General features: G+C 73.3%; 24 protein-coding genes. 22 read left to right on the top strand and 2 right to left on the bottom strand.

Annotated elements, in window-relative coordinates; translation table 11 throughout:
* The first annotated feature begins 11 nt into the window (after positions 1-11).
* From ACZ7PG_RS02135 to fahA, 3 genes are read left to right on the top strand one after another with little or no spacing between them, the layout of a single operon-like run.
* Positions 12-1,211 carry a cupin domain-containing protein gene (locus tag ACZ7PG_RS02135; RefSeq protein WP_470237245.1) on the top strand — a complete coding sequence of 400 codons (1,200 nt, stop codon included), beginning with the start codon at positions 12-14 and terminating at the stop codon, positions 1,209-1,211.
* Complete coding sequence (locus tag ACZ7PG_RS02130; protein ID WP_470237244.1) at positions 1,178-2,008, top strand: hypothetical protein; 831 nt, start codon at positions 1,178-1,180, stop codon at positions 2,006-2,008. The genes ACZ7PG_RS02135 and ACZ7PG_RS02130 overlap by 34 nt, the downstream gene beginning before the upstream one ends.
* Entirely contained in the window at positions 2,005-3,171 is a 1,167-nt protein-coding gene (gene fahA, locus ACZ7PG_RS02125) for a fumarylacetoacetase (RefSeq protein ID WP_470237243.1), read from the top strand. Before ACZ7PG_RS02130 ends, fahA begins: the two co-directional genes overlap by 4 nt.
* Before the next feature lie 141 nt (positions 3,172-3,312).
* Here fahA and ACZ7PG_RS02120 read toward each other — a convergent pair whose 3' ends face one another.
* Together ACZ7PG_RS02120 and ACZ7PG_RS02115 are read right to left on the bottom strand one after the other, a co-directional pair.
* Positions 3,313-4,041 (bottom strand): AfsR/SARP family transcriptional regulator, encoded by a 729-nt coding sequence (locus tag ACZ7PG_RS02120; protein WP_470237242.1) that lies wholly within the window; start codon positions 4,039-4,041, stop codon positions 3,313-3,315.
* Between the two features lie 111 nt (positions 4,042-4,152).
* Positions 4,153-4,329 carry a hypothetical protein gene (locus ACZ7PG_RS02115; protein ID WP_470237241.1) on the bottom strand — a complete coding sequence of 59 codons (177 nt, stop codon included), beginning with the start codon at positions 4,327-4,329 and terminating at the stop codon, positions 4,153-4,155.
* A gap of 209 nt (positions 4,330-4,538) precedes the next feature.
* Here ACZ7PG_RS02115 and ACZ7PG_RS02110 point away from each other — a divergent pair, with 209 nt between their 5' ends.
* Genes ACZ7PG_RS02110 through ACZ7PG_RS02020 form a run of 19 tightly spaced genes read left to right on the top strand, consistent with a single transcriptional unit; the run spans position 4,539 to position 26,106 of the window.
* Positions 4,539-5,111, top strand: coding sequence for a Pvc16 family protein (locus ACZ7PG_RS02110; RefSeq protein WP_470237240.1), 573 nt, complete (start codon positions 4,539-4,541; stop codon positions 5,109-5,111).
* On the top strand, positions 5,108-5,848 hold the full coding sequence (locus ACZ7PG_RS02105) for a carboxypeptidase regulatory-like domain-containing protein (protein WP_470237239.1): 741 nt from the start codon (positions 5,108-5,110) through the stop codon (positions 5,846-5,848). The genes ACZ7PG_RS02110 and ACZ7PG_RS02105 overlap by 4 nt, the downstream gene beginning before the upstream one ends.
* Before the next feature lie 3 nt (positions 5,849-5,851).
* Positions 5,852-8,140 (top strand): phage tail sheath family protein, encoded by a 2,289-nt coding sequence (locus ACZ7PG_RS02100; protein WP_470237238.1) that lies wholly within the window; start codon positions 5,852-5,854, stop codon positions 8,138-8,140.
* A gap of 16 nt (positions 8,141-8,156) precedes the next feature.
* On the top strand, positions 8,157-8,615 hold the full coding sequence (locus tag ACZ7PG_RS02095) for a phage tail protein (protein ID WP_470237237.1): 459 nt from the start codon (positions 8,157-8,159) through the stop codon (positions 8,613-8,615).
* Positions 8,616-8,625: 10 nt separating this feature from the next.
* Positions 8,626-10,098 carry a phage tail sheath family protein gene (locus tag ACZ7PG_RS02090; RefSeq protein WP_470237236.1) on the top strand — a complete coding sequence of 491 codons (1,473 nt, stop codon included), beginning with the start codon at positions 8,626-8,628 and terminating at the stop codon, positions 10,096-10,098.
* A complete protein-coding gene (locus ACZ7PG_RS02085) occupies positions 10,095-10,595 on the top strand; it encodes a phage tail protein (RefSeq protein WP_470237235.1) in 501 nt (166 codons plus the stop codon). The genes ACZ7PG_RS02090 and ACZ7PG_RS02085 overlap by 4 nt, the downstream gene beginning before the upstream one ends.
* Positions 10,596-10,620: 25 nt before the next feature.
* Complete coding sequence (locus ACZ7PG_RS02080; RefSeq protein WP_470237234.1) at positions 10,621-10,809, top strand: putative phage tail protein; 189 nt, start codon at positions 10,621-10,623, stop codon at positions 10,807-10,809.
* Positions 10,806-11,474 carry a CIS tube protein gene (locus ACZ7PG_RS02075; RefSeq protein ID WP_470237233.1) on the top strand — a complete coding sequence of 223 codons (669 nt, stop codon included), beginning with the start codon at positions 10,806-10,808 and terminating at the stop codon, positions 11,472-11,474. The genes ACZ7PG_RS02080 and ACZ7PG_RS02075 overlap by 4 nt, the downstream gene beginning before the upstream one ends.
* Before the next feature lie 13 nt (positions 11,475-11,487).
* Positions 11,488-12,681: a phage late control D family protein gene (locus ACZ7PG_RS02070; RefSeq protein WP_470237232.1), complete on the top strand. Its 1,194-nt coding sequence runs from the start codon at positions 11,488-11,490 to the stop codon at positions 12,679-12,681.
* Positions 12,678-13,310 (top strand): phage baseplate assembly protein V, encoded by a 633-nt coding sequence (locus tag ACZ7PG_RS02065; protein ID WP_470237231.1) that lies wholly within the window; start codon positions 12,678-12,680, stop codon positions 13,308-13,310. The genes ACZ7PG_RS02070 and ACZ7PG_RS02065 overlap by 4 nt, the downstream gene beginning before the upstream one ends.
* Entirely contained in the window at positions 13,307-13,711 is a 405-nt protein-coding gene (locus tag ACZ7PG_RS02060; protein ID WP_470237230.1) for a GPW/gp25 family protein, read from the top strand. The genes ACZ7PG_RS02065 and ACZ7PG_RS02060 overlap by 4 nt, the downstream gene beginning before the upstream one ends.
* A complete protein-coding gene (locus ACZ7PG_RS02055; protein ID WP_470237229.1) occupies positions 13,708-15,603 on the top strand; it encodes a baseplate J/gp47 family protein in 1,896 nt (631 codons plus the stop codon). Before ACZ7PG_RS02060 ends, ACZ7PG_RS02055 begins: the two co-directional genes overlap by 4 nt.
* On the top strand, positions 15,600-17,642 hold the full coding sequence (locus ACZ7PG_RS02050) for a putative baseplate assembly protein (RefSeq protein ID WP_470237228.1): 2,043 nt from the start codon (positions 15,600-15,602) through the stop codon (positions 17,640-17,642). The genes ACZ7PG_RS02055 and ACZ7PG_RS02050 overlap by 4 nt, the downstream gene beginning before the upstream one ends.
* Positions 17,639-19,564 (top strand): phage tail protein, encoded by a 1,926-nt coding sequence (locus ACZ7PG_RS02045; protein WP_470237227.1) that lies wholly within the window; start codon positions 17,639-17,641, stop codon positions 19,562-19,564. Before ACZ7PG_RS02050 ends, ACZ7PG_RS02045 begins: the two co-directional genes overlap by 4 nt.
* A gap of 15 nt (positions 19,565-19,579) precedes the next feature.
* Positions 19,580-20,800 carry a hypothetical protein gene (locus ACZ7PG_RS02040; protein WP_470237226.1) on the top strand — a complete coding sequence of 407 codons (1,221 nt, stop codon included), beginning with the start codon at positions 19,580-19,582 and terminating at the stop codon, positions 20,798-20,800.
* A complete protein-coding gene (locus ACZ7PG_RS02035; RefSeq protein ID WP_470237225.1) occupies positions 20,797-22,812 on the top strand; it encodes a hypothetical protein in 2,016 nt (671 codons plus the stop codon). Before ACZ7PG_RS02040 ends, ACZ7PG_RS02035 begins: the two co-directional genes overlap by 4 nt.
* Positions 22,809-23,936 (top strand): hypothetical protein, encoded by a 1,128-nt coding sequence (locus ACZ7PG_RS02030; protein WP_470237224.1) that lies wholly within the window; start codon positions 22,809-22,811, stop codon positions 23,934-23,936. Before ACZ7PG_RS02035 ends, ACZ7PG_RS02030 begins: the two co-directional genes overlap by 4 nt.
* 2 nt (positions 23,937-23,938) lie before the next feature.
* The gene (locus ACZ7PG_RS02025) at positions 23,939-24,448 is read left to right on the top strand and encodes a hypothetical protein (RefSeq protein ID WP_470237223.1); all 510 of its coding nucleotides are present in this window, start codon (positions 23,939-23,941) and stop codon (positions 24,446-24,448) included.
* Entirely contained in the window at positions 24,445-26,106 is a 1,662-nt protein-coding gene (locus ACZ7PG_RS02020; protein WP_470237222.1) for a hypothetical protein, read from the top strand. The genes ACZ7PG_RS02025 and ACZ7PG_RS02020 overlap by 4 nt, the downstream gene beginning before the upstream one ends.
* Position 26,107 lies beyond the last annotated feature (1 nt).

Here is a 26,107-nt window from a genome sequence, read left to right as displayed (position 1 = left end):
AGGAGGCGACCATGGCGTACTACCGCCGAGCGGGGACCATCCCGCCGAAGCGGCACACCCAGCACCGCACGCCCGAGGGCGGGCTCTACTACGAAGAGCTGATGGGCGAGGAAGGCTTCTCGTCGGACTCCTCGCTGCTCTACCACCGCGGCGTGCCCTCGGCGATCGTCGACGCGACGCCGTGGGAGCTGCCCGACCAGACGCTCACCGAGAACCGCCCGCTGGTGCCGCGGCACCTGAAGCTGCACGAGCTGTTCGCGGGCAACGACTGGAAGAGCGCCGACGTCGTCACCGGCCGGCGGCTGGTCCTCGGCAACGGCGACGTGCGCATCTCCTACGTCGCGGCGGGGGAGGCGTCCCCGCTCTACCGCAACGCCGTCGGCGACGAGTGCGTGTACGTCGAGTCCGGTGAGGCGCGCGTCGAGACGGTGTTCGGCGTGCTCGAAGCGCGTCAGGGCGACTACGTGATCCTGCCGCGCGCCACCACGCACCGCTGGGTCCCGGTGAGCGACGAGCCGCTGCGGGCGTACGTCGTCGAGGCGAACTCGCACATCACGCCGCCCAAGCGGTACCTGTCGAAGTTCGGCCAGCTGCTGGAGCACGCGCCGTACTGCGAGCGCGACCTGCACGGGCCCGAGGAGCCGTTCCTGGCCGAGGGTGAGGATGTCGAGGTGCTGGTCAAGCACCGCGGCTCGCGCGGCATCACCGGCACCCGGTACGTCTACCCGACCCACCCCTTCGACGTCGTCGGCTGGGACGGGTTCCTCTACCCGTACACCTTCAACATCGCCGACTTCGAGCCGATCACCGGCCGCGTGCACCAGCCGCCGCCCGTGCACCAGGTGTTCGAGGGCCAGAACTTCGTCATCTGCAACTTCGTCCCGCGCAAGGTCGACTACCACCCCCTCGCCGTGCCGGTGCCGTACTACCACTCCAATGTGGACTCCGACGAGGTGATGTTCTACTGCGGCGGGAACTACGAGGCGCGCAAGGGATCCGGCATCGCCCAGGGCTCGATCAGCCTGCACCCGGGCGGGCACAGCCACGGCCCGCAGCCCGGCGCGGTCGAGCGGTCGCTCGGCGCGGAGTTCTTCGACGAGCTGGCCGTCATGGTCGACACCTTCCGCCCGCTCGAACTCGGCGAAGGCGGCCTGGCGAGCGAAGACCCGGGCTACGCGTGGACCTGGTCCGGACGGGGGCCGGTCGCGTGATCCCCGCGCTCTTCGCCGGCCTGTGCGACGACGCCGCGGTGTTCCCGCCCGGCCTGGCGCCCCTGCCGGCCGCGATCGCCGCGCACGACGCCTACGAGAAGGCCTGGTACGCCGACCTGGTCGGCCCGCTGGTGCTCGCCGCCCCGGCGCTCGAAGCGCTGGACGAATTCCTCGGACCGCGCGAGACGCCGTTGCCGGTCGCGGTGACGCTGCCCGGCGGCCCCGACCGGCTGCCCGCCGTGCTCGACGCCGTCAAGACGCTGCCGGTGGACCTGCGGGCCCTGGAGATCGCGGTGCCGGACGGCATGGGGCCGGCCGAGCTGCTCGACGCGGTGTCGGCCGCGACCGCGCCGGTGTACGTGGAGATCCCGCGCGACGACCGCCGCGGGCCACTGCTGCGGGCGCTCGCCGGGACGGGTCACCGCGCGAAGTTCCGCACCGGCGGCGTCCGCGCGGACCTCTACCCCGACGAGGCCGAGCTGGCCGCGTCGATCTGCGCGGCCATCGACGCCGGCGTCCCGTTCAAGGCGACGGCCGGGCTGCACCACGCGCTGCGCAACACCGACCCCGAAACCGGCTTCGAGCAGCACGGCTTCCTCAACCTGCTGCTCGCGGCCGGCGACCCGGACCGCGCCGAGGCGCACCTCGCCGAGCGCGACGGCGCGGTCGTCGCCGGGCTCGTCCGGGACCTGGAGGACGGCGTCCGCGCGCGGTTCACCTCGTTCGGCACCTGCAGTGTCACCGACCCCCTGACCGAGCTGGCCGCCCTCGGCCTGCTGCCCCGAGGAGAGGCATGACCACGATCGAGATCCCCGCCGGTTCCCCGTTCGGCACCGCCAACCTGCCCTACGGCGTGTTCTCGGCCGGCGGCGACGCCCCGCGCGTCGGCGTCCGCGTCGGGGACTCCGTGCTCGATCTGGCTCGCGCGCTCGGCGACGACGTCTTCGCCGCGCCGACGCTGAACCCGTTCATGGCGCAGGGGTACGACCGCTGGGTGGCGGTCCGGTCGCGGATCACGGACCTCGTCGCCGGCGAGGTCCCGGACGACGCCGTGCACGCGGTCGGCGACGTCACGCTGCACCTGCCGTTCGAGGTCGCGGACTACGTCGACTTCTACGCCTCCGAGCACCACGCGTCCAACGTCGGACGGCTGTTCCGGCCGGACGCGGAACCGCTGCTGCCCAACTGGAAGCACCTGCCGGTCGGCTACCACGGCCGTGCCGGGACGATCCTGGTCTCCGGCACGGACATCGTCCGCCCGAGCGGCCAGCGCAAGGGCGACCCGGCGCCGGTGTTCGGCCCGAGCACGCGCCTGGACATCGAGGCGGAGCTGGGCTTCGTCGTCGGCACCGGCACGCCGTTGAACACCCCGATCGCCCCGGACGACTTCGCCCGGCACGTGTTCGGCGCGGTGCTGCTCAACGACTGGTCCGCGCGCGACATCCAGGCGTGGGAGTACGTGCCGCTGGGCCCCAACCTGGGCAAGAGCTTCGCGACGTCGGTCTCGGCGTGGGTCGTCCCGATCCTCGCGCTGCAGGCCGCGCGGGTCCCGCTGCCCGGCCAGGACCCGGAACCGCTGCCGTACCTGCGGGAGAGCAGCCCGTGGGGGCTCGACGTCGAACTGGTCGTCGAGTGGAACGGCGAGGAGGTCAGCCGTCCGCCCTACCGCGAGATGTACTGGTCGCCTGCGCAGATGCTGGCCCACCTGACGGTCAACGGCGCGTCCTCGCGCACCGGCGACCTCTACGGGTCCGGCACGATCTCGGGCCCGGAGAAGCACCAGCGCGGCGCCTTCCTCGAACTGAGCTGGGGCGGCAAGGAACCGCTGACGGTCAAGGGCGAGGAGCGCAGCTTCCTCCTCGACGGCGACGAGGTGGTCATCACGGGCACGGCCCCGGGCGCGAACGGCGAGCGCATCGGCTTCGGCGAAGTCCGCGGCCGCGTCCTGCCGGCCGGTTGATCCGCACGGATCCGTCGACGCCGAGCCCGTTCACGGCGAATTCGCCGTGAACGGGCGACCGGCCGCGATTGATCCGTGATTTCCCGGCCCGCCGCTATTTCGGTAATGATCACGACCGCAATTCGCCGGTGAATTCGGCGGCTACTGCGCGGCGATGTGCGGCAGGAGCCGGCGAAGGGAGTCGGACGGCTCGAGTCCCAGTTCGTCGAGCAGCGTGTGCCGGCACTGCTCGTACTGGTGCTGCGCCGCCGCCCGGTTCCCGGCCGCGAGGTGCGCGTCGATGAGGACCCGGTGCGCGCTCTCCCGCAGCGGCTCGGCCCGCACCGCCGCCAGCCCGGCGGCCACCGCCTCGCCGTGGCGGCCGGCCGTGGTGAGCCGCTTCGCCATGGCCTCCAACGCATACAGCCGCAGCTGGTGGTACTGCTCCTGCTCGAGGAGCACCCACTCGTTGTCCGACCACTCGGGCAGCAGGTCGGCCGACAGGTCGTCGCGGGTCTGCCGGTCCAGGATGTCGTCGCAGCCGCAGGAACGGTCGAGCAGGCGGTGCGCGCGGGCGACCGCGTCGTGGATGTCGACGGTGATGTTGCCCGCCAGCGCCATCTCCTGCACCGACGCGTCGATGACCCGGTGCCCGGTGCGCGACGCGCGCCACAGCGAGGAGCGCAGGTTCGCGTTGGCGCGCGGCGTGGTCGCCTCCGGCCACAGGGTTCTCGCGACGTAGGTCCGGGTCCGTGGCCGGTCCTGCAGCGCGAGGAAGGCGAGCAGCCGCTGCGCGCCGGCCGAGAGCGCCACCCGGTCGTCGTCCACGAGCAGCGTGAATCCCTTGAGCAGCCGCAGTGTCACCAGCTGCTGCGTTTCTTCAGTGCGCATCGGCTCCCCAACCTATGCCCGGCACCGTTCGGATCGACCCACCCTTGAACAATTCGCGACCCCGGTGCGAAACGTTACCGGAATTATCGTCCGGGTGGCGTCAACAGGGCGTCACGAAAACGTCATCGGGCCTGATCCGAGCTCGTCCAGCCAGTTCCGGACGGCCGCGAGCACCGCTTCCGGGGACGTCACGGCGAGTGGCCTGGCCTCGTCGGTCCCGATCGTGGAGAGGATGCGGACCCGGAGCGCGTCGGGCTCGCCGCCTTCCAGCCACGCACGGAGAACCATGCTGCCGGAACGCTCCTCGGATGGCTCCACCACCGCAGGATGCGCGCCGATGTGTCACCGTCGCGTCGCGGGCACGTCAACGCGCGCTCCCGGAACGCCGCCGTGACGCTCGCGCGACGCGCTGATCGCGGCCCCGCCACGCCACCCCTGCGATGCTGCGCCCCGGCAGGTCGGAGCCACTTCCCGGCGTGCCACAGGGGAGGACTGGCATGGGCGATTTCGGCGTCGTCGCCGACGTTTCGACGATCATCGTGGACCGGCTCACCGAGGCGCTGCGCGGACTCGATCCGAACGACCCGCCGCGGGCGATGCTCAGCGACCTCGAGGACCGGCCGAGCCAGGCGACGCTGACGGTCTTCCTGTACGAGATCGCCGAAGACCCGACCTCGCGCAACCGGCCGCCGGTCCGGTCGCTCCCGCCGGCGCCGCCCACGAGCCGCAAACCGCCGATGGCGCTGCTGCTGCGCTACCTGATCACCCCGTGGGGCGGCAACCAGGAAACCCAGCACCAGATGATCGGCCGCGCGTTGCAGGTCTTCTACGACGACGCGATCTGGTCCGGCGAGGAGCTGACGGGCAGCCTCGCGGGCACGACCGAGGCACTGCAGTTCACGCTGACGCCGTTGACGCTCGACCAGAAGTCGTGGATCTGGTACGCGATCCAGAAGCCGTACCGGCTGTCGCTCAACTACGAGGTGCGGGTCGTCAACCTCGACTCCCTCGACGTCGCCGAGCTCCGGCTCGTGCGCAGCCGCACGATCAGCGGGGCGCCGCTCCCATGACCCGCTACTACCCTGTCGAGACCTCCGTCCTGCACAGCCCGGCCTGGTTCGTGCCGTTCGACGAGTTCGCCCAGCGCGTGCGGGCCGCCGACGTCGCCACGGAGCTGGACCGCTTCGACCCGGACGGAGGCGTCTGGGTGCCGCAGGAGACGACGGCGATCCGCACGCCGAGCGCCGCGATCGCGTACCCGGAGCTCGGCCGCCGCCGGCCGCCGGGCGGCGAGCCGGAGCGGTTCCGCGTCCGCCTCTCGGCCATCGGGCTCGCGCCGCTGTACCCGGCGGACGGCACGGACTTCGACGCCGGCCTGGGCGGGGTCGAGTTCACCGCCTACCCCTACGACGACACGAGCCCGCCCGCCGTCGGCAGCGAGCCGAGACTGGTCCGGCTGCTGCCGGGCGTCGCGTTCCCGTACGGGCCCGGCATCCGCACCGTGTACGGCGTCGTCGTCGACGCGGCCACCCGGGCGCCGGTGGCGAACGCGCTGGTCGAGGCCCGTGACACCACCGTCCGGGACGGGGTCGCGTGGCAGGAGCGGACCCTCACCAACCCCGACGGCGCCTTCCGGCTGGCGTTGCGCTGGGAGGGCGAGCCGGTCATCGGGCCGCCGCCCGTGCAGATCTTCCACCTCACGGCCACCGAGCGGCCGGGACGGACCGGGGCGCTGGACGTCCGGCTGCCGACCGAACGGGACCGCCGGCACGTCATCGAAATCGTCTCGCAGCAGAGAAGGAGCTGAACCATGCCCGAGTACCTGAGCCCCGGCGTCTACGTCGAGGAGGTCGACGCGGGGCCGCGGCCGATCGCGGGGGTGAGCACCAGCACGGCGGGCATGGTCGGGGTCACCCAGCGCGGCCCGACCGACGGGAAGCCGAAGCTGGTCACGAACTTCCTGGAGTACCAGACCACTTTCGGCGGCTTCCTGCCGGAGCCGGACCCGGCGATCCGCGACGCCTGGGCGGACAACCCGGGCGAGGGCGGCCGCTGGTGGCTGTTCCCGCTGGCGGTCAAGGGTTTCTTCGACAACGGCGGCCAGCGCCTCTACGTCAAGCGGGTCGCGAGCGCCACCGCGGAGGCCGCGTCCGGCACGCTCCGCCGGGGCCGGGTCAGCCTGATCGCGCAGGACGCCGCGGCCGGTGCCACCACCGTGGCCCTCACGCACCTGATCGGGTTCACCGGCGCGGACGCGATCGGGTTCTTCCGCGGTGACACCGGTGCCGCGATCGGGGCCGCGACGATCACCGGCTACAGCACGACCACCGGCCGGGTCCAGCTCGACGCGGGACCGACCGAGCCGGTGAAGGTGGCCCGCGGGGACTACGTCCAGGTCGGGGACCGCCCCGAGGCCGAGACCCTGCGGTTCGCCGCGTCGAGCCCCGGCTCCTGGGGCCGGACGGTCCAGGTGCGGATCCAGCCGTCGGCGAGCGCCACCCTCCCGGTGCTGCCCGCGCCGGACCAGGGCGCGCTGATCACGACCCAGGTCGCCGAGGAGTCCCCGGTGGACAGTGCGACGCTCCGGGTGGACGCGGCGGCCGGGCTGGACGCGCTCACCCCGCCGTTCCGGGTCCTGATCGGCCCGCGGCGGTTCCCGGTGGTCGGGGTGGCCACCACGGACGACCACGTGGAGCTGACCCTGGCCGAGGGCACCCGGCACGCACTGTGGCGACCCGGCCTCGCCGTGCGCGTGGTGCGGTCGGCCCGCGCCGCCGACGCCGATCCGGACGCCCCGCTGACCCTGCGGATCGGTGGCGCGAACCGGCTGTACGAGAGCGCGGTCACCCAGCTCGACACCGGCACCGCGCTCACCGCCCTGCGCGTGCGCTCGGTGACCGGGGAGATCGTCGAGCTCGAACCCTTCGCGGCCGACGCCGGCCTGCCGGAGGAAATCCTCGAAAACGACCGGCTCACCCTCGTCGAGGCCACCGTGGAAACCCGGTTCGCCGACCCCGGCGGCGGCTCGGCGACCGAGACGTTCCGCAACCTGCGCCTGACCGGCGAGGCCCCGGGGACCGTGGTGGGTGCGCTGGCGAGCCAGTCCCGGCTGGTGCGGGCGACCGCCCTCGACGACCTCGTCGCCGATCCCACGGCCTTCCCGACGCCTGCCGCCGGCTCGTGGCTCAGCCTCGCCGACGACGGCGACGACGCCTTCGGGGGCCTCACGGTCGCGGACTTCGTCGGGACCGACGGCGGGAGCGGCAAGCGCACCGGCATCGTGGCGCTGGAGGACATCGACGAGGTCGCGATCTGCGCGGTGCCCGGCGTCTGGGCCGGCACGGTCGAGTCGGCGCTCGTGACCCATTGCGAACAGCTCAAGGACCGGTTCGCCGTCCTCGACCCGCAGGACGGCCTCGACATCGAGGGGATCCAGACGTTCCGGGTGCCGTTCGACACCAAGTACGCGGCGCTGTACTACCCGTGGCTGGTCGTCAACGACCCTTCGACGAACCGGTTCGTCGAGGCGCCGCCGTCCGGGCACGTCATCGGGATCTACGCCCGCACCGACACCGAACGCGGCGTGCACAAGGCGCCGGCCAACGCGGTCATCCGCGGCATCCGGCTGACCGACGGCATCGCCCAGGACGTCACCAAGCGGCACCAGGACGTCCTCAACCCGCGCGGGATCAACGCGTTGCGGTTCTTCCCCGGCCTCGGCCAGCGGGTGTGGGGCGCGCGCACGCTTTCGTCGGACACCTCGTGGAAGTACGTCAACGTACGCCGGCTCTTCCTGTTCCTCGAGGAGTCGATCGACGAGGGCACCCAGTGGGTCGTGTTCGAGCCGAACGACGAGCCGCTGTGGGCGCTGGTGCGGCAGACCGTCACGAACTTCCTGACCACGGTCTGGCGCAGCGGCGCGCTCGCCGGCACGACCGCGGACGAGGCGTTCTTCGTCCACTGCGACCGCACCACGATGACCGACGACGACATCGCCAACGGCAGGCTCATCTGCGTCATCGGGGTGGCGCCCGTGTTCCCGGCGGAGTTCGTGATCTTCCGGATCCAGCAGAAGACCCGCGAGCCCCAGCTCGTCTGACTGAAAGGCAACGACCATGCCACCTGTGACGCGCGACGATCCGTACGCCGCGTACAACTTCCTGGTCATCGTGACCAACGTCAGCGACGACGGGGTCGCGGTGAGCGGATCCTTCACCGAGGTCAGCGGGATGGACGTCGAGATACCGGTGATCGAGCACCGCAACGGCAGCGAGGACATCACGGTCCGCAAGCTCACCGGCCTCAAGAAGTTCCCGAGCGCGCTGACGTTCAAGCGCGGGGTCACCGGCCACGTCGGCTTCTGGAACTGGGTGAAGGAGGCGCTCGACGGCCGCGTGCGGCGCACCGCGGGCTCGATCGTCATGCTCGACGAGAACCGCCAGGAGGTCATGCGCTGGAACTTCGACCGGGCCTGGCCGACCAAGTACACCGGACCGTCGTTCAACGCGACCAAGAACGAGATCGCCATGGAGACGCTCGTCCTGGCCGTCGAGAGCCTCCTGATCGACGCGTGAGAGAGCAGAGATGACCAGCGCGGCGCTACCCGGCGTTTCCCTGACCTTCGAGCGTGCGGCCCCGGCGGACGAGCCGCTGCGCACGGACGTGGCCGTGTTCCTCGGCCGCACCCGGCGCGGCCCGGTCGGCCGGCCCGTGCGCGTCGAGAGCTGGAACGACGTCGTGGGCGCGTTCGGCCCGCCCGACGGCACCTCGGCGACGCCGTACGCGCTGCGCGGGTTCTTCGAGAACCAGGGCCGCACGGCGTGGGTGCTGCGGGTCTCCGGGCCGGCCGAGCCCGCGAGTGCACAGTGGACGGACGGCTTCCGCGTGGTGGCCGCGAGTCCCGGCGCGTGGGCGAACGGCGGCCGGGTCACCGTGCGGTACCGGGCGAGCAGCGTCGCGGGCCCGCCGGCGGTCACCGTGCGGGTGCTGGTGCCCGGCGAGCCGGCGGAGATCTTCGCCGGCATGGCGCCCGGCGAGGTCGTCGACCGGCTCACCGCGTCGCACCTCATCCGCGTCGTCCCGGTGGGCACGGCGGACCCGATCCCGCCGGACGGGCCGATCTCGCGGTCGTGGGACCTGACGCTCGACGGCGGCACGGACAGCCCGCCGAGCCGTGACGACTACGCGGCCGCGGTGGTGACGCAGGCCGAGCTGCCCGAGCCGGCGCTGGTGGCCCTGCCGGACCTCGGCGCCGACCTGGCCGGGACCGGCCACACGGACCTGGTCCTGACCCTGCTCGCCGCGGTGGCCCCGCTGCTGGACCGCCTGGTGCTGCTGGACGTGCCGCCCTCGGTGTCCACAGTGGACGACGTGCTGGTCTGGGTCGGCGAGCTGGCGGACTTCGGCGACGAGGCGCTGCTCGCCGCGGCGGCGGTGTACCACCCGCCGCTGCGGGCACCCTCGCTCGCCGGGCCCGGCTTGCGGACCGTCCCGGCGTCCGGGCACGTCGCCGGGCTGGTCGCCCGGCTCGACACCGAGCGGGGCGCCGCCGAAACCCCGGCGAACGCCACGCTGCTGGACGCCGTCGACCTCGACGTCGAGTACCCGGAGGCACAGCAGGCCCGGCTGTTCGAAGCGAACGTAAACCTGGTGCGTTGCATGCGGGGCCGCGGCCTCGTCGTGTGGGGCGGGCGGACGCTCTCGGGTGACCCGCGCCGCCGCTACGTCGCCCACCGCCGGCTGCTGCACCTGCTGGTGCGGGCCATCCGGCGGGCCGCCGCGCCGCTGGTGTTCGAGGTGAACTCGCCGGAGCTGCGGCTGTCGCTGGTCCGCGCGATCACCTCGGTGCTGCTGGAGGCGTTCCGCACCGGCGCGCTCGCCGGCAGCCGGCCGGAGGACGCGTTCCGCGTGGTCTGCGACGAGACCAACAACCCGCCGGAGCAGGACCCCGGCCAGGTCGTGTGCGAGATCGGCGTCGCACCGGCCGTGCCCATGGAGTTCATCGCGCTGCGGCTCGTGCTCGGCCAGGACCGCGGCCTGGAGGTGATCGAGCAGTGACGACACCGGTCGAGCAGCTGCTCGCGCTGAACGAGCCGCTGACCAAGTTCCGCTTCCTCGTGACGCTCGCGCCGGCGGACGTGTACCTGCCGCCGGCGCAGGCCCTGCTGCTGCCGGCGGTGGCGGCGGGCGCGTTCCAGGAGGTCACCGGGATGGGGGCGCAGCTGGAGGTGGTGACCTACGCCGAGGGCGGCCGCAACGACTCGGTGCACCGGCTGCCGCTGCGCCACTCGTGGAACCCGATCACCCTCAAGCGCGGCGTCGTCCGCGACCGGCTCCTGTGGTCCTGGTACGACACCGGCCTGCACGACTCGCTGGGTGCCCGCCGCGACGGCGCCGTGATCATGCTCGACGAGGCCGGCGTGCCCGCGAAGTCGTGGATCTTCCACGGCGGGCTGGCCGCCAAGTGGACCGGCCCGGACCTGCACGCCGAGCAGAACGCGGTCGCGATCGAGTCACTGGAAATCGCCCACGAGGGCCTGACGGCCGTCCTGTAGGAGAGCCGCTTTGAGGAGACACAGCGTGCCCAAGAACCTGATCATCCACAACCTCGAGGTGCGCTTCCAGGTGGAAGGCGACGACGGCGCGCTGTTCGCCCGCCTCTTCAACAAGCACATCCAGGCGTGGGCACGGCTGTACGAAGAAGAGTGCGCGCGGGCCGAGCGCAGCGACAACGACCGCAAGCTCGGCACCACGGGAGGCGGCCGGTGAGCGTCACCCCGTTTTCGCTGGTGAGCCAGGGCGCCGACGCGCACCTGGAGATCGAGCAGCCGGAGAACCCGCAGAACGTGCCGAAGCGGATCCCGCTGAAGTTCAACCCGACCGAGTACAAGCTGAGCAAGAGCAACACCTTCGCCGAGATCACCATCCCCGGTCTCGAAACCCCGCCCATCCAGTACATCCGGGGCGGCAGCGAGTCGCTGTCGGTCCAGGCGCTGGTGGACACGTCCGACACGCTGGACGACGTCCGGAAGTCCTATGTGGACAAAATCCGCAAGCTGATGCGGCCGCAGGAGACCCTGCACGCGCCGCCGATCGTCAAGTTCGTCTGGGACAGGACGGTGTTCCGGGGCGTGCTGGAGAAGCTGGACGTCAACTACGTGCTGTTCGCCAAGAACGGCGTCCCGCTGCGGGCCCAGCTCGACCTCACGCTGAAGGAGTACCGGCCGGCGAAGGAGCAGGCCAACGACCCGCCGCGGTCGTCGCCGACGGTGGAGAAGAGCTACGTCGTGCGCCGCGGCGACACGTGGGACCGCATCTCCGCCGCCGTCTACCGGCGCCCGGACGCGTGGCGGGAACTGGCGCGTGCCAACGGGATCTCCGATCCCCGCGACCTGAGGCCGGGGCTGGTGCTGACCGTGCCCCGGCTGCCGTGAGAGGAGGCGTGCGATGACCGCGCCCGCGGGCACCCGGCCCGAGATCGCCGACCCGGACCGCTACGCGCCCGGGTTCGAGGTCGTCGTCGACGGTCTCCAGGCCGACCCGACGACCAAGAACGACATCCTCGACGTCAAGGTGCACCGCGACCTCGACGAGATGTCCGGCTTCGACCTCGAGCTCAACAACTGGGACGACGTCACGCTGAAGTTCAAGCACAGCGACTCGGAGAAGCTGCAGATCGGCACGCGCGTCTCCGTCCGGCTCGGCTACGCGGACAAGCTGCTGACCGTGGGGACCGGGACGATCAGCTCGCTAGCCCCGAAGTTCCCCGACGGCGCGTCGCCGACCGTCTCGATCACCTGCGTCGACGGCATGCTCGCGCTCAAGGACCGCAAGCCCACCAAGGAAGAGGACAAGAACTTCGTCGGGAAGACCGACTGGGAGATCGCCGAGCAGATCGCGCGGCGCAACAAGCTGGCGTTCGTCACGACCCACGAGGGCCCGAGGCACGACCTCGTGGTGCAGAAGAACCAGTCCGACGCGCAGTTCCTGATGGAGCGGGCCAAGCGGATCGACTTCGACTGCTACATCCTGCCGGACCCGCGGACGGGCGAGCAGACGCTCTACTTCGTCAAGCCCACCGACGGCCGCGACAGCCGCCCGATCCGGCTGTTCCGCCTCGCCTACGCACCGGGCCTGGCCACCGGGCCCAGCGGGCAGCCGGCGGGCCTGGTGCCCAACCTCCTCGACTTCACCCCGACCATGACCGTCTCGAACCAGGTCAGCAAGCTCACCGTGCACGGCTGGGACCCGGTCAAGGCGCAGCCGATCGAGTACGTCGCGACCGCGAAGGACCTGCCCGGCGGGCAGAACTCGGCCGACGGGCAGAGCGGGCCGGAGGCGGCGGAAAGCGGGGCCGGCGGCCGGCAAGAGGTGATCGTCGACGCTCCGGTGCTCAGCCAGGAGGAGGCCAAGGAGCTGGCGATCGCGCTGCTGCGGGAGCGGGCGTACGAGTTCATCACCGCGACCGGCCGGGTGGCCGGGCTGCCGGAGCTGCGGCCGGGGGACAACCTGGAGATCTTCGGCCTCGGCAAGCGGTTCTCCGGCACCTACTTCGTCAAACGCGTCGAGCACGCGCTCAACTCGAGCGGCTTCTTCACGACGTTCACCGGCCGGAAGATCTTCCAGGGGGACAAGAAATGACGGCGATGCCCCGCGCGATGGCGAGTGACCAGCGCTTCTACGGCGTCGCGCCCGCGGAGGTCGTGCAGAACGACGGGGACGACGAGGGCCGGGTCAGGGTCAAGTACTACTGGCTGGACGGCGGCGCGTCGATCAGCCCCTGGATCCGGGTCGGCCAGCTGTACGCGGGCGCCGGCTACGGCTCGGTGTTCGTGCCCGAGGTGGGCGATGAGGTGCTGGTCGCGTTCTTCCAGGGCGACATGCGCCAGCCCTACGTGCTCGGCGGCCTCTACAACGGCAAGAAGAAACCGCCTACCGCGCACAAAGATGGTCGCGACCAGAAGATCATCCGCACCAAGGCCGGGCACCAGATCCTCTTCGACGACAAGGAGAAGGAGATCACCATCAACACCGCTTCGGGCGCGAAGGTGGTGCTGAAGGACAGCGGGGAGATCACCCTCGAGGCGGCGAGGGTGACCGTCAAGTCGGATGCCATCGACCTCGGCGGCAGCTCGACCGAGCCGGTCGTGCTCGGCAACGCGCTGCTGCAGGCGTTCGTCCAGCACACCCACCCCGCGCCGGGCGGCGCCACCGGTCCCGCGACGCCCCTGCCGCCGTCCGTGCTCGCGAAGAAGGTGAAGGCGACGTGACCGAACCCTTCCTCGGCACCGGCTGGCGGTTCCCGATCCTGCCCGACGAGGCCGGCCGGCTCGCCTACGCCGTCGGCGAGACGAGCATCGAGCACTGCCTGCGCGCGCTGCTGCTCACCGCGACGGGCGAACGCGTGATGCGCCCGGACCTCGGCACGAAGGCGAGCGAGTCGGTGTTCGCGCCCGGCAGCGTGCAGAACCTGCGCGAACTGGAACGGTCGATCAGCGACGCGGTCCGCGACTTCGAGCCGAGGGTGGAGCTCGCCGACGTCCTCGCCGAGGCCGACCCGGCCGACGAATCCCGCGTCACGGTGTCGATCGAGTACCGGATCCGGCGTACCAACACCAAGGCCAACCTGGTCTTCCCGTTCTACCTCGGCCTGACGGGGACGACGCCATGACCCTGCCCGTGCCGAAGCTCGACGACCTGACCTGGGCCGACCTGATGGCGGCCGTCACCCGCCGCATCCCGGCCGAGTCGGGCGGCACCTGGACGCTGCACGCGCCCGTCGACCCCGGCGTCACGCTGCTGGAGCTGTTCGCGTACCTGCTGGAACAGCGGCTCTACTGGCTCGACCAGGCCCCGGACGAGCTCGTCGTCGCGATCCTGAAGCTGCTGGGCCTCGAGCCGCCGCGACCCGCGCAGCCGGCGGCGACCGTCCTCGCCTTGACGACCGAGTCGCCGGAGCCGGTCGTGGTGCCCGCCGGGACCGTCTTCGCCCGCGACCCGGCCGCGGCCATCCGGTTCACCCTCGACGACGAGGTGACCGCGTTCCCGGTCGAGGGCGACGTGACGGTCTTCACCGACCGCGACCGCACCGCCGACCTGCTCGCCCGCCGCGGGGTTCCGCTGCTGGCCGCCGACGGCTCGGCCGCGTCGGCCCGCTTCACGGTGCCGCTCGCCGGGGCCCACTCCCCGTCCGGCTGGCTGTCCTTGCTGGTCGAGCTCGACTCGGCGGTGCCGCCGTCCTGGTCGCCGCTCGCCGTGTCCGGGGTGGCACCACCCGCCGCCGTGACGTGGTCGTGGTTCCGGCCCGGCGGGGACGCTTCCGGGGCGTTCGAAGAGGTCGAGGACGGCACCGGCGGCCTGCGGCGGTCCGGGGTCGTGCGCCTGCGGCCGCCGGCCGGCTGGTCCACGGCGCACCGGGGGCTGCTGGTGTCGACCCCGGCCGCGACTTACGCGTCGCCGCCGCGGCTGCTGCGGCTGGCGGTCAACGTCTCGGGTGCCCGCCACCGCGAGTGCCGCACGGAGACCGGCTTCGCGGATCAGGTCAAGGACTGGCTGAAGCTGCCCGGCCAGCGGCTCGTGCTGCCGGACGCCGCCGACCGCCTGCTCACCGCGTGCCTGCGGCTGGCCGGCGAGCAGTGGGAACCGGTGGTGGATTTCGCTTTCGGCGCCTCGCGGGACCGGATCTTCCTGCTGGACCGCCGCGACGGCGCGCTGGTGTTCGGCGACGGGCTCACCGGCCGGATCCCGCGCCCGGCCGGCGACGTGCGGGTCGAGTACACGATCGGCGGCGGGCGCGACGGCAACGGCGGGCTCACCGGCAACTGGCTGCCCGTCACGGCCGAGGCGCCGGTGCGCGCCGCGAACCTGGTCCAGGCCGAAGGCGGTGAGGACCCGGAAACGGTGGCGCAGGCACGTGACCGGGCCGCGGGTGCGCTCGGCGAGGTGACCAGGGCCGTCACCGCCGAGGACTTCGTCACCCTGGCCGTGACGACGCCGGGGGTGGCGGCCGGCCGGGCCTACGCCGCGGTCGGCGAGCACCCGGGCTTCCCGTGCGCGCGGGTGCCCGGCGCGGTGACGGTCCACGTCGTCCCGTCGGTGCCGCCGGGCGAGTCGGTCGCGCCCGAGCCGGATCCGGGCCTGCTGTGCGCGGTCGCGGGCCGGCTGGCCGAAGCCCGGTTGCTGACGGCCGAGGTGTTCGTGCGGGCCCCGGCGTACCGGGACGTCCGGCTGCGGGCCGACCTGTCCGGCACGCCGGCCGACCGGGCGAAAGTGTCCACTGTGGTCGGTGACGCGCTGCGCCGCTTCCTCGACCCCCTGACCGGCGGGGACGACGAAACGGGCTGGCCGTTCGGCGAAGCACTGCGGCCCTCGGCGCTGCTGCGGGCCGCGCAGCAGGCGCTCGGCGACCTGGCGGACGTCACCGCCGTCGCGATCGGCGTCGACGGCGCGGAACCGGCGGAGACCTGTGACGACGTGCCCCTGCGCGCCGGCGACCTGCCGGCGGTCCGCGAGGTCCGCACGCGCGTCGTGCCCGCCGTCGAGCCGGGGGAGGGCTTGCTGTGACCGACGACGTCTGGTGGGCGCGCGACGCCACCGAAGAAGCTCGCATCGGGCCCGGCCCCGGGCCGTCCGGAGTGCAGCCCGAGCTCGTCGACGCGACGCGGGAAGCGGTCCGGGCCGCCGTGCGCGATCGCGTCCCCGGCTACACCCCGGACTGGACCAACCCCGACCGCCAGGACGCCGGCGTCGCCCTCGTGCGGCTGTTCGGCACCCAGGCCGAGCCCGTGCTGGCCCGGGTCGACCGCCTGCCGGAGAAGGTCCTCGCCGAGCACCTGAACACCGCCGGGGTGCGCCGCCGGCCGGCGACCGCGGCCGCCGCGCTGCTGGAGTTCACCGTGGCCCCGCCGGACGGCGCGTCGGTGCTCGTCCCCGCCGGGTTCCAGGCCGCCGCGTCCGGCAGCGGCGGCGACCAGGTCGTCTACGAGACCGACCAGGACCTCTACGCCACCCCGGCCACCCTGGGCGTGCTCGCCGTCCAGCGCGGCGGCGCGCTCGAGCCGGTCCCGCTCGGCCCGAACGGGCCCGGCCGGCCCTTCGCACCGTTCGGCGCCGAGCCGCAACCGGGCAACGCGCTGTGGCTGGGCCTCGACGGCACCGCGAGCCCGTTCCCCTCGCTGTCGCTGGGCTTCGTGATCGCGGCCGCCCCGCCGACGCCCGCGGCCGCCGGCGGGCTCACCCCACTGCCGCTGGAGCCCCAGCCGTTGCTGCGCTGGGACGTCCTGGACGGCGGCCGGTTCGTCCCCGCCGAAGTCACCCGCGACGAGACCCAGGGGCTGCGCGCGAGCGGCACGATCGAGCTGCGGCTGCCGCGCACCTGGGCACCCGGCCAACCGCCGACCGCCCGGCCCGGGCCCGCGCTGCGGTGGCTGCGGCTGCAGATCGCGCACGGCCTCTTCGCCGTCGCTCCGCCGCTCGTCTCGGGCCTGCGGCTGAACACGGTCGCCGCGACCGCCGCCCACACGATCTTCGACGAGCCCCTGGAACCGATCCAGGATCCCGCGACGCCGTCCGAGCGGCGGCAGCTACGGCTGAGCCAGGTCCCGATCCTGGCCGGCAGCGTCGTGATCGAGGTCGACGACGACCCCGGCGTCGACCTCTTCGGGACGGCCGAGGACAGCGCGTCGCGGTGGCAGGAGGTCCCGAGCCTCGCCGCGTACGGTCCGGACGACCGGGTGTTCGCGGTCGACTACGACACCGGCGTGGTCACGTTCGGCGACGGCGTCACCGGCGCGCCCGTGCCCCCGGGCTTCCGCAACGTGCGTGCCGTCCGGTACCGGGTCGGCGGCGGCCGGGCGGGCGCCGTGGCGGCCGGCGCGGTCAACGGCGTCGTCACCGCGCGGCCGTTCGTGACCGGCGTGAACAACCCGTTCCCTGCCACCGGCGGTGCCGACGCCGAGCCGGACGCGGACGTGGTGCGGCGCGGGGTGGGGGAGCTGCGCTCCCGCGGCCGCGCCGTCGCCCCGGCCGACTACGGCCTGCTGGCCCTGCGCGCGCCGGGTGCGTCGATCGCCCGCGCGAACGGCGTGCCGGGCCTGCACCCGGACTTCCCGGGCGCGCCCATCCCGGGCGTCGTCGGCGTGCTCGTGGTGCCGCCGGTCGACGAGGGCGGCACCGAGCCGCCCGTGCCCACGGCCGCCACCCTGCGTGCGGTGGCCGGGTTCCTGAGCCGCGAGGTGGCACCGGCCGGGGTCACGGTGGTCACCGGCCCGGTCGCGTTCCGGCGGATCGCCGTCGAGGCCAGGGTCGTGCTCGACGCCGACCAGGACCGGGCCGCGGTGCTCGCGCGCGCGGCCGACGCGGTGACCACCTACCTGGACCCGCTGCGCGGCGGCGAAAACGGCGGCGGCTGGCCCTTCGGCGGCGCGGTGCGGCACACCCCGCTCGTGCGCCGGCTCCTGGCCGTGGACGGCGTCCTCGCCGTGTCCGGGCTCTCGCTGACCGCCGACGGGCTGCGCCTGCCGCCGTGCACCGACCACGCGATCCCGCCGGACGACCTCGTCTGGCCGGAACGCCCCTTGCTGATCCCGGTGGAGGAGTCATGACCTGCGCGCCGACCACCGTCACCTTCCGGCTCCTCGACGACGTCGTCGGGTGGGACGAAGCCGCGGTGACCGACGTCGTCGGCTTCACCGGCGAAGCCGGCGTGCGGCTGGCCTACGAGGGCGCTTCCCCGGAAGGCCCGACGCGCGCGCAGCTGCTGCCGTGGTTCCCCGACCCGCGCCTGGCGCCCGGCTGCCGTCCGTGCGGCTGGTACCTGCTCGCCGGGGACCGGTTGCTGCGCCGGGACACCTGCGCCGGCGGCTGGCTGCCGGTCTGGCCCCGCCACTGCGACCCCCGGCTGCTGAACGACCCGGTCGCCGTGGCCGCGCGCGGGCACCGGATCGCCGTCGCCGACTCCGGCCGGGTCTTCGTCTGGCGCAACGAGGGCGACCACCTGGCCGCGGTGATCCGCCACCGCGACGCCACCGTCGTGGCGCTCGGGCCGGACGACCAGGTGCTCGTGGCCCGCGCCGGCAGCGACCGGCTCTGGCGGTACGGCGCCGACGGGAGGCTGTGCGAGGTCATCCGGACCAGCGTCCGCGGCCAGATCATCGGGATCCGGACCGGACCCGGCCGGACGATCTGGCTGCTCACCGAGAAGAACGGCCGGTTCCGGATCTACCGGGACCACCGCGAGTCCACTGTGGACGAGCTGGCGGCCGCGCTGCCGCCGAGCAGCCTCGTCAGCGCCGGCGACGACGGCTTCTGCCTGCGGGAGAAGGGGCCGGACGGCGACGTCACCTCCTGCTACGACTGGGAAGGGCAGCCGCGCGAAGAACCGGCGCCCGAGGCCGGCCGGTACGTGACGCACGGCGAGTTCACCACGCACCTGATCGACAGCGGCATCTCGCGCTGCCGCTGGCACCGGGTGCGGGTCGAAGCGGACGTGCCGGCGGGCACAGCGGTGTCGGTGTCAGTCGTGGTGTCCGAGGACGACCGGTTCGCCGAGAGCGACTGGCAGACCGCGCCCGCCGGCGTCACCGACTTCCTCGTCGACCAGCCGCCCGGGCGTCACCTCACCCTGCGCGCCCGGCTGTCGGGAGACTCCGCCGCGACCCCGGTCCTGCACCGGATCCGGCTCGACTTCCCGCGGTCCACCAGCGCGGACCTCCTGCCCGCCGCGTTCCGGCAGGACCCCGCCGCGGACGACTTCACCGAGCGGTTCCTGTCCCTGTTCGACGCGAGCATCGCCGAGATCGACCGGGTCATCGAGCGCTATCCCGCGCTGCTCGACCCGGCCGGCGTGCCGGACGCCGCGCTGCCGTGGCTGGCCGGGCTGCTCGGCCTGTCGTTCGAAGCCGGCTGGGACGCCGGCACGCGCCGGAAGCTGATCGCCGCCGCGCCCCGCCTGTACCGGCGGCGCGGCACCCCGGGCGCGCTGAAGGAGGCGATCGAGATCGTCTTCGGGGTCGAGCCGGTCATCGACGAACTGGCCGGCGACCGCCACTGGGCCCAGGTGCGCGCGACGGTGACCTCGCCGGCCCCGGCGACCGCTCGTGGTCTGGGCTCGGTGCGGCTGTTCGGCCGCTCGTCGTCGCGGCTGCGGCTCGGCACCTCGACGCTGGGCGCGACGCCGCTGCGGGCGTTCGGCGACCCGGACACCGATCCCCTCACCGAGCACGCCCACCGGTTCCGGGTCCTGCTGCCCTCCGGCGCCGCGGACGAGGACGCGGTGCGGCGCCTGGTGGCCCGGCAGGCGCCCGCGCACACGAGGGGATCGGTCCGCGCCGGCGGGGCGGGGTTCGTCGTCGGCACGTGGTCGGCGGTCGGCGTGGACACCGCGTTCGTCCCGCTGCCGCCGCCCGTGGTGGGAACCGTGCGCCTGAACCACGACGGAGTACTGAGACCCGGGCCCCGCGGCGCACGTCGAGGCGTGACCGTCGGCGTGGTGTCCGCGGTCGGGGTCCACACGCGAGTGTCTTGAGAGGACAGAAGAGAGATGACCGAGGCAACGACAGAGGAACAGCCCATCCGCCGGCTGCGGTACTTCCACGGCAGGCTGCTCACCGCGCGCGACTTCCAGCGCGAGCAGGAGTACTTCCGCGAGAAGCTGAAGCTGCGGATGCGCTGCCTGCTCGGCTACGGCGTGGTCTGCGGGCTGTTCGTGGAACCCGCCCCGACGGCGGACGACAAGGAGAAGCACGAACACCAGGCCAAGGTGCGCATCACCAGCGGGCTCGGCGTCGACTGCGACGGCAACGAGGTGGTCGTGCCGGGCAGCTGCTCGATCGACCTGTGGGAAGCACTGCACGAGGACGAACGCACCGGCGGGACGGTGTGGGTCGGCGTCGAGTACACCGAACGCGCGGTCGAGCCGACGCGGACCGTGTTCAACTCAGCCTGCGCCGACACCTCGGACTGCGACTTCGGCTACACCGAAGAGAGCTACTGCGTCCGGGTCACCACCAAGACGCCGCCCAAGGACGAGCGCTGCGAGACCTGCTGCACCCCGTGCGAGCACAAGGTCCTGTGGCTGGCCCGGATCGACGACGTCGACTTCGGCGAGCCGGTCCGCGAAGACCAGATCCACCTGGACGTCCGCCGCTTCTTCGGCCGCCGCGTGCCGACGGTGATCACCGGCGTCAACTGGCGCCACGGCCACACCTACACCGTGAACGAGGCCAAGGAGCTGCTCGGCACGCAGAAGAACTCGGGCGGCCTGGTCGTCGAGTTCTCCGACGGCGTCCGCGTCGACAGCCTGCGCCGGGGCGTCGTGGAGATCCAGGTGATCGAGGGCGGCGCCGGCCGCAACGCCGACACCTGGTACATGGGCGGGAGGTTCGAGGAACCCACCGACAAGGACGGCGAGTTCACCGACCACTTCCGCTACCGGCAGACGACCCGCGAGACGCTGCAGGACGGCGACCGCGTGCTGATCACGGTCCGCGCGGCGTTCATCCTCGACCACTGCTGCCGCCCGGTCGACGGCACCAACGTCGGCGGCCGCGTGCCCTTCACCGGCCAGGTGACGGCCGATGCCGAGACGGAGTCCGGCGCCGAGACCGAGACCGAGTCGGGCCACGGCCACGACCCGAAGCCGGAGCCGGACCCGACCGGGTGCCTCGTGCCGCCGACGGGCATCGGGCCGTGGACGTCCGGGACCGGCGCGGGCGGGGACGTCTTCGAGAGCTGGTTCTTCGTCACCGAGGAGCGTTCATGAGCAAGCCTGACTGCGGGTGCGGGTGCGGTGGGGCGCCCGCCTTCCCCGCCGCGTTCGTCCGGCCGCGGTTCTACGCCGGCCAGCTGCTCACCGAGGACGACCTCGGCCTGCTGACCGACTACGTGGCCGGGAAGGACCGGCTGCACAACCGGATGGTGTCCGGCCCGGGGGTCGTGTGCGGGCTGGAGGTCACGTGCGACTCGTGCGCCGGCGGGACGGTGTCCGTCCACCCGGGACACGCCCTCGACTGCTGCGGCAACGACATCGTGTTGTCCTGCAAAGAAAAGGTGGACGTACAGGCGCTCGTCCGGGAGCTGCGGGTGTCCTCGCCGGGCGTCGCGTGCGGCGACCCGTGCGACGACGACCAGCGGCACTACGGGCTCTTCGTGCGGTACGAGGAGACCATGGCCGACCCGGTCGCGCCGTTCGCGACCGAGGAGCCGTGCCCGGCGCCGGGCTGCGTGCCCTCGCGGGTCCGGGAGGGCTTCCGGTTCGTCGTCAAGTGCGACACCGCCGACGACCACCGGTACAACCCGGCCACCAAGCTCCTGGCGCAGATCGGCGACAAGGACGCCTACGAGCACGTCCGCCTGCTGAGCCGTCGTCTCGGGCACTACGTGGACGCCATGTCGGTCGCCGGCACGGCGTCCACCCGGACGTTCGGGTTCGACCAGGCCGACGCCGTCCGGTACGCCGACAACCTGCAGGTGCTGCGGGACATCGAGGGCGTCCCGCAGCCGCCGCTGGCCCGGCAGTGGACCGAGTCCGTGCGGGCGTTGGCGAGTGCTATCGCCCGGTACGACACGTACGACGCCGCGGGCCAGGAGAAGCTCCGGACCGAGCACAACCTGGGGGAGATCGACACCGCCCGGCAGGCCCTCGGCACGGCGTGCGAGCTGCTGGGCCAGACGAAGGCTGAGGACGTGTGGCCGGACCCGGCCCACCGGGCGGTCGCGCTGGCCGTTGTCGCCGAGACCGCGAGCCGGATCGTGAAACCCGATCCGAGCGCCCCCATCGAGGTCCGGCTGCTGGCCCAGGGGACTCCGCTGGACAACGTGCTGGAAGCGGAGCTCCGGGCCGATCTCGTGCGGATCCGCGAGTGGCTGCTCGGCCGGCTGGACCGGGTGTCCGGCGTCGCCGACTGCCTGCTGCACGACGACGTCCGCAAGGTCGCGATCCCGCAGCCGCTGCCGATCCCGGAGCCGGACTCCGCGCAGCGCCTGACGATCGCCGACCTGGGGCTGCTCGCGAACGCCGCCGGGAAGCTCACGACGTACGTGCGCCGGTTCGTCACCGACGCGGCCTGCTCGACGCTGAACCCGCCGTGCGTGGACTGCGCCGACGAGGACGTGCTGCTCGCGCACCTGGAGCTGGACGGCTGCGACGTCGTGCGGGTGTGCTCGGCGACCCGGGAGCAGGTGCTGCCGGGCGGCTCGGCGTACGGCGAATGGCTGCCGAAGCTCTACCAGCTGAGGCACCTCGCCGAGCAGGTGTGCTGTCAGCCGACGCCGGTGTACGAGCCGCCGGGCGTGCCGGTGTCCGGGCCGATCCCGCGGCCCTACGTGCCGAAACTGCTCGAGCAGTGGCGGCAGCGGGGCCCGCTGGAGCACATGTGGGACCTCCTGGTGACGCCGGCGCCGGGGGAGACCGTGCCCAAGCCCGTGCGCGAGCAGGTGTACACGGTGCCGGCCGAGGTCACCGACAGCCTGCAGGAGATGAACGCGCTGCGGGGCCAGGTGAGCGACCTGATCGCGACCGTCGAGGCGCTGCGGGGACAGCTGGACACCGCGCGGGAGCAGGTCTCCCAGGTCCGGGAGGAACTGCCGGACCGGCTGTCCGACCGGCTGTCGGAACTGGAGAGCGCCCCCGCCGCCGAACCGGAGCCGGAACCCGAGCCGGAGGAAGAGCAGGAGGAGACGGTGAAGCCGAAGCCGCCGCCGCGGCGCACCCGGTCGTCGCCGGGCCGGAGCGGCGGGACCGCCCGCAAGCCGCGGTCGGGTGAGTCGTCGTGACCGGTCCGCTGCGCCCGGAGTTCCGCGAAGGACAGGTGCTCGCCGCCGCGGACCTGGCGGCGACCGTCGCCTACGCCCGTGCGGCGGCCGTCCGGCACGCGCGCCTGTCGCACGAGTGGGGCATCGCCGACGGGCTCGCCCTGACGACCGAGAACCGGACCGACCCGGTGACGGGTGCCCGCTTCGTCGAGGTGAGCGTGCAGGCCGGGCTCGCGGTCGACGGGACCGGCCGGGAGATCGTGGTGCCGGCGCCGGTCGTGCTGTCGGAGGCGGACTTTGAGGCCGTCAACGGCGCCGACGGGCCGACGCCCGAGCCGTACCCGGTGTTCCTCACCGCCGCGGACCGGGCCCAGCAGGCCACCGGTCCCACGTCGTGCGCCGGCTCCGCCGGGCCCACCCGCATCGAGGAGTCCTACCAGATCCTCTTCCGGCGGCTCGGCGACGAGCGGCTGGTGGCCGATCAGCGGCCGCCCGCGGTGAACGCCGCCCCGGCCGCCCCGCCCGTCCCGTGGCTGGTGCTGCTGGGCTTCGTCCGGTGGACCGCCGGTCACTTCACGGCGGCGGTCACCGAAGCCAGGGAGGTCGGCCCGCGGTTCGTCGGGGTGCGCGCGGACACCGTGTCGGCCCGGTCCGGCTCGCTGTCCCTGCGGACCCAGCCCGCGGCCGCCGAGGGCAAGCCCGCGCTCGTACTGTCCGGATCGGACACTCCGACGCTGGTCTACGGGCTGTACAAGGGAACCGGCGACGTCGACCCGCTGCTGACGGTGGAGGCCAACGGGAACCTGACCATCGCCGGGAGCTTCTCCGGCCGGATCTCCGCGGGCAGCGTGCTGGCGACGTCCGGCAGCGCGACGGACGGCATGGTGCTGCCGCTGCCCGCCGGGGTGACGCCGGAGGAGGTCGCCGACGGCCGCGTGTCGCTGCACGTCTACGTGACCCCGCGGGTGCCGCCGTCCGACTCGGGGCTCACCGTCCCGGCCGAGACCACTGTGGACGGTGACCGGCGGGTCCGGTGCCGGCTGCGGTTCTACGACCCCGGCGCGGGTCCGGCGGTCACCGAACTGCCGGGCGCGGTCGACTTCCTGGTACTGGCAACGGTCGCGGCGACGAGTGGGGGTGGCTGAGGGTGGGCGTTTTCGCGGTGTACGAGTCGAGCACCGGAGTCCTGGTGGGCGCGGTCAAGGCGATCGACATCCCGGTGCCGGCGGCCGACGCGCTGGTCGGTGCCGCGCTGCCGGTCCGCCTGGGCCCGGCGACCCTGTCGCTGGCGGGGCGGGAACTGGCCGTGCACGACGCGGACGACCAGCCGGAGGTGTTCGTCGACCCGCTGGCGTACGGCGTCGCCCGGCCGAAGGATCAGCCGCCCAAGCCCGCGCTCGCGAAACTGGCCGAGCTGCCCGACGCGCCGAGGCTCGACGCCGCCGGGCTGCTGGTCAAGCTGCCGGCGAACCCGGCCCAGGACACCGCCGTGTTCGCGCTGGTCGCCGAAGGCCAGGACACGCTGCCGGTCACCGGGACCATCACGAAGGACACCGACCACGTGTCGCTGCCGGTCACGGTGAGCGCGGGCCCGCACGCCGTGCTGCTGCTGGTGGCGGGCTGGGCCGGCCGGCTGGAAGAGGTCGAGAAGCCGTGAGTGCCTCCACCGCCGGCGAGATCGTCGTGCACCGCTGCGCGGTGCGCGTGGTCCGGCGCGGGGGGTGGAGCTGGGGGCCCGACCCCCGGGGACTCGTCCAGCGGGTGCTCGACGCGCTGCCGGACCTGCTGTCGGCCGAGTTCGGCGAGTACGTCACGGGCGAGGGCCCGGACCTGGAGATCACCGAGCCGGTGCGGCTGTCCGTCCGGCTGGCCGCGCGCGGGGGAGGCGGTCTGATGCCGGCGAGTCTCGTTCTCGAGCGGACGGCGGGGGAGAACCCGTTGCCCGGCCTGGTCCCGGCACTGGTGGCCGCCGGTCCGGCTTCCGCCGAACAGTCCACAACGGACACTCCGCCCGAGCTGCCGTCCTTCGCCGCGGACGCACCGGTCCCGACGGCGGCCGCGCTGTTCGAGGAGCTCGCGGCCCGGGACGAGCTGGCCGCGTTGCTCGCCCTGCTCCCCGAGGAGGCAGTGCGGATGTACCTGGCCGCGCTGCTGGCCGAGTTCGACGGCGAACCGGTGATCTCCGCGGGGCCGGTCGCCGGGCTGGCGGCGGAGCTGGCTCGCCGGCTGGCTCTCCCGACGCCACCCACGACACGCGCGGAGCTTCTCGAGCTGCTCGGTTCGCCGGAAACCGGCGAGCGGACGACCGCGCCTCTGGGCGGGAGACCGGCCGCCGTCCCGAGGCCGGCGGGGGAGACGAGGGTCGGTTCGGTGCTGCCGTTCCTCCTGGCGGGCCCCCTGGCGCGGACGGGCTACCTGGACGCGATCGGCCCTGCACTGTCCGGTGTGGACCTGCTCGGCGACGCCCCGCTGTTCGCCGCCGCGCTGGCGTACCAGGTCCTGGGCGCGCCGGAGCGGGGCTGGCGGCGAACCCCCGAGGACGACACGACGGCTGCGACGTTCGCGGGCCTGGCGGAGACGCCGGACCTGACGGCGTTCGCCCGGCGGGTCGGTCCCGCGCTGCCGGTGCTGGACGGCGTGCTCGCGCTGTCCCTGTGCCGCGGCCACGATCCCGCCGTCCCGCTGCTGGTCACGGGGGTCGACGACGGCCTGCTGCTGGTGGACGCGCAAGGCCTGTTCCCGATCACATGGACGTCCACAGTGGATGAACTGCTGCCGTACTGGGAAGCGTGCGGACGGCCACCCGTCCTGGTCCGGGACAGCCCGCTTCCGCCGACGTGCCTGCGGGAGCTGGCGGCGGCCGGCGTCCGGTTCCTCACCGACGCGCGACCGCTGCGCGACGACCCCCTTTCCCGGCTGCGGTCGAGGACTCCACTGTGGACGACCGGCGGGGTGGAACCCCGGCTGGCGGCGGAGCTGCCCGCCGAGCGCCTGGACGACCTGGCGCGGACGTTGTTCGCCGGCCGCCGGTCGGTGCCCCTGGCCGGGGACCACGCCCTGGACCACAGCGTCGCGCTCGCGGCGTCCCTGTCGCTGGGCATGATCGCCTGGCAGCTGTGGGGCGGGGAGACACCGGTGCTGGCGCTGACGCGGTTCGCCGACCTGGAAGCCACGGTGCGGTCCACCCGCGACGCGGTGCGCGTCAAGATCCCCCTGGGCCGCCGGCACACCGACCTGTGGCGCGGCGGCGCCCTCACCGACGTGCCGAACGTGGTCTGGCTGGCCGGCCGGACCCTGACCTTCTCCGGTGGCTGAG

It is taken from the genome of Amycolatopsis sp. NPDC114504, assembly GCF_055633595.1.
This window is presented reverse-complemented; position numbering and strand designations above follow the sequence as displayed.